Here is a 3,644-nt window from a genome sequence, read left to right as displayed (position 1 = left end):
GATTGGAAGCGGCGGCCACCGGAGCGGGGGCCGGAGCCGGAGCCGGAGCGGCAGGAGCGGGGGCCTGGGCGGGCACCGCCGGACCCGCGAGCCGGGGCTCCGGCGCGACGCGGTTCAGCGGCGTCAGCACGACCTTGCGACGCGCACCGCCGGTTGGACGCGCGCCCTCGGTGCGAGGCGCGCCCCCGGTTGGACGCGCACCGTCGGTTGTCGTAGCCGCGTCCATCGGCGCCTCTCCCTTCGATGTCCCGTCGGCGGCCACCAGGTCGGTGAACCACAGTCGTCGCGGGTTCATCCGCACGGGCTCCAGCGCCGCGCGGCGCGGTGGTTCCCGGCTGTGCCAGGCCTCCAGCACCACGTGAGCGTTCGTGCCGCCGAACCCGAAGCTGCTCACGCCCGCGCGCCACACGGGTTCGCCGTCCTCATCCGGCGCACCCCGCCACTCGACGGTGCGGTCGTTGATCCGGAACGGCGAGCCCTCCAGCCTGAGCCGAGGGTTGGGCTCGACCAGGTGCAGATGGGCGGGCAGCACGCGGTGCCGCATCCCGAGCAGCACCTTCAGCACGCCCGCGATCCCCGCCGCGGCCTCCAGGTGCCCGATGTTCGTCTTCACCGAGCCGATCGCCACCTGCCCCGCCCGCGGGTGCTGTCCGTGCTCGGCGTACAGGCGGTCGAACGCCTGCCGCATCCCCTCGACCTCGACCGGGTCGCCCAGCGGCGTGCCGGTGCCGTGCGCCTCCAGGTAGCTGACCGTGGTCGGCGCGACGCCGGCGTCCCGGTGCGCCTCGTACAGCACGTCGGCCTGTGCGCGGGGGTTGGGGGCGGTGAGCGACGGCGACCTGCCGACGTGGTTGACGGCGCTGCCCAGGACCACGCCGTGGATGCGGTCGCCGTCCACGACCGCGCGGTCCAGGGGCTTGAGCACCAGCACACCGACGCCCTCGCCGCGCACATAACCGTCGGCGGCGCGGTCGAAGGTCCTGCAGCGATGGTCGGCGCTGAGCATCCCGGATTTCGTGAACACGTCGAACAGACCGGGACTGAGGTTGACGTTGACGCCCCCGACCAGCGCCAGGTCGCACCCGCCGTCCCGCAGTGCCCGGACCCCGCGGTGGATCGCGACCAGCGCGCTGGAACAGGCGGTGTCCACGACCTCGCTGGGACCGCGCAGGTCGAGCAGGTGCGACACGCGGTTGGCGAGGATCGACCGGGCCAGGCCGGTGGCCAGGTGCGCCTGCCGCGGCAGGTTCGCGCGGGCGATCAGCTCGTTGTAGTCGGCGGTGGCCATCCCCGCGAAGACGCCGACCCGACGGCCGGCCACCTCGTCCGCCCGGTACCCGGCGTCCTCGAGCGCGCGCCAGACGGTTTCCAGGAACAGCCGGTGCTGCGGGTCCACCAGGCGGGCCTCGTTCGGTGACATCCTGAACAACGCCGCGTCGAACTCGGTCACCCGGTCCAGGAAGCCACCGCGGACGTCGCCCAACAGGTCGGCCCGGTCGGCGGGCGCCGGGCCGATGAGGTCCCGTCCGGCGGCGAGGTCTCGCCAGAACGACTCCAGGTCGTCCGAACCGGGCATCCGGCCGGCCATGCCGATGACCGCGACGCGCCTGTCCGCGACCGCGTCGGCTGCCGTCCCGATTCCCACCGGGCCCACCTGACCGGCGGCCGCGTGCTCGCAGGACTCACCGTCGCCGAACCGGCTGACCCGGCGCCGTCCGCCCGACGGCCACCGGCTCGGGGATCGGCTGCCCGACGACGTCACCGACCACGGCCACCGCGGGCGGGACGGGCGCAGCGGACGAAACGGGTGCAGCGGACGAGACGGTGACCGGACGGGCCCCGATCGCCCCGACCGCGGCGCCGTGGGCGGCGACCAGGTAGTCCGCGACGTCGGCCAGGGTCGGGTGCTCGAACAGTGCGGTGACCAGCAGGTCCAGGTCGTAGCGGCGGTTGATCCGGTCCACGGTCTCGGCCAGCGTGATGGAGTCGAAGCCCAGGTCCATGAGCTCGGCGGTCACGTCGATCTCCGCGGGCGGCACCAGGAGGAACTCCGCGGCCAGCTCGCGCAGCCACCGCTCCACCGTTTCCCGTAGCTCGCCGCTCGACAGCGCCTCCGCGTCAGTCGCGTCCGCCGGAGCGGCAGCCGCCCGCGCCGGAGCGGCCGGCGTGGACTCGCCGCCGGTGGGGCGTTCCATCACCAGACACCGGCCGGTGACGCCGTTGAGTACCGCGGCGAACACCCGCTCCCCGACCGAGGACCGCATCGGCGCCATGGACCATCGCCGCGCGAACAGCCGCTGTGTCCCCTCGTCCACGGCCATCCCGCCCTCGGCCCACAGCGGCCAGCCGATCGCCGTCGTCCGGCCACGGCGCAGCCCCCGCTCCCGCAGCCGTTCCCGGGTCTCCGCGAAGTCGAGCTGGAACGCGTTGCCGTAGGCGTAGTCAGCCTGGCCGACGTTGCCGGTCTCCCCCACCAGCGAGGCGAACAGCACGAAGAACTCCAGCGGCTCGTCGCGGGTGGCCCGGTCCAGCAGAAGGGTGCCGGTCACCTTCGGCCCGAGAACCTCCGCCACCTCCTGCGCCGTCTTGCGCACCGCACGGCTGTCCCGCGTCACCCCGGCGGCGTGCACGACGCCGTGCAGCGCGCCGTACCGGGCCCGCACGTCGACGACCAGCCCGTCCACGTCGGCGGGCGACGCGAGGTCGGTCGGCCGGTACCAGGCGGCGGAGCCGCCGCGCCACAACCGGGACACCGCGCTCTCGTCGACCGGGGAACGCCCGACCAGCACCAGGTTCACCGGCGCCTGGTCGGCCAGGAGACCGGCGAACCGCAGTCCCAGCGCACCCAGACCGCCGGTCACGAGGTAGGTGTGGCCCGGCCGCACAGGCAACCGCACGTCGGCGGGCAGCACGGCGGGCAGGGCGGTCAGCTCGCGCACCTCGCGTGCGCCGTCGCGGTAGCGGACCTCGGCGACACCGGTCGCCGTGTGCTGCGCCTCTCGTACCACCAGGTCAGCCCACGGGTCGCCGATCCCGACGACCAGCCGCACCGCCCGCACCCCGCTGTGCTCCAGCGCGAGCGTCTTCAGCACGCCGCCCAGCGCCGAGTGCTGCGGCTCGTCGGCCCGGTGCGCCACGACCAGCCGCAGCGGCACCCGCGTGTGGCGCCCGAGGACGGCGGTCGCGCCCCAGAGCAACGGGTCGACCACCCGCGTCGACGTGCGCGGGTCGGGCAGGACCGGGTCCCCCACCAGCGGGCACAGCACCACCAGGGCGTCCGGCAGCGGCCCCGACGCGAGGTCGCGGACGTCCGCCACCTCCACGACCCGCGCGCCCACCGCCGCGAACGCCTCGGCCGCGGCGTGCCGCGAATCCGGCTCCGCGCCCACGATCGCCACCTCGCGCACGTCGCCGGGTGGACCGGGGTTCACCGCCCCCCACACCGGCTCCAGGTAGTCCGCGGCCGGGGCCGGGGCCGGGGCCGGGATCGGGATCGGGGCCGCCGTCGCGGCTGGGACCAAGGCCGGGGTCGAGGCCGGGGCGTCGGTGTCGATCCAGAACCGCCGCCGCTCGAACGGGTAGGTCGGGAACGGCACCCGCCGCGGCGCCGGGTCCGGCCACAGCCGCCGCCAGTCCGCCCGCGC

Annotated in this window: 2 protein-coding genes; both read right to left on the bottom strand. The window is 75.2% G+C overall.

Translation table 11 applies throughout. From position 1 onward, the window contains the following. A partial coding sequence (locus ACY5KJ_RS07715) for a beta-ketoacyl [acyl carrier protein] synthase domain-containing protein (RefSeq protein ID WP_462203067.1) occupies nucleotides 1-1,645 on the bottom strand: 1,645 nt, incomplete at its 3' end. Between the two features lie 37 nt (nucleotides 1,646-1,682). Then, the coding region (locus ACY5KJ_RS07710) for an SDR family NAD(P)-dependent oxidoreductase (RefSeq protein WP_462203066.1) at nucleotides 1,683-3,644 on the bottom strand (1,962 nt) is incomplete at its 5' end.

The organism is Frankia sp. CcWB3 (genome assembly GCF_977927595.1).
This window is presented reverse-complemented; position numbering and strand designations above follow the sequence as displayed.